This window comes from Brevibacillus sp. MER 51, assembly GCF_023714195.1.
Lineage (GTDB): Bacteria > Bacillota > Bacilli > Brevibacillales > Brevibacillaceae > Brevibacillus.
In genome coordinates this window covers 1-252 of record NZ_JAMAUS010000093.1, presented here as the reverse complement: position 1 = coordinate 252, position 252 = coordinate 1, and the positions used below count along the sequence as shown (strand labels likewise).

At 50.4% G+C, this 252-nt stretch carries 1 rRNA gene; it reads left to right on the top strand.

Annotated features, from left to right (window positions below):
- A 5S ribosomal RNA gene (gene rrf / locus M3630_RS30825) occupies nt 1–100 on the top strand; the annotation flags it as partial.
- Nucleotides 101–252: the final 152 nt, after the last annotated feature.

The window sequence follows — 252 nt, the reverse complement described above, 5'->3', positions numbered from 1 at the left end:
AGGGGACACACCCGTTCCCATGCCGAACACGGCCGTTAAGCCCTCCAGCGCCGATGGTACTTGCTCCGCAGGGAGCCGGGAGAGTAGGACGTTGCCAGGCAGTTACTCTTACGAGTAACTATCCATTGTTCTTTGAAAACTGGATACTGCATGAAATTGCTAAGATATTAACTGTAAGTACTTTTTAGTGCTAACCAATGTGGTTAAGTTACTAAGGGCACACGGTGGATGCCTTGGCGCTAGGAGCCGAAG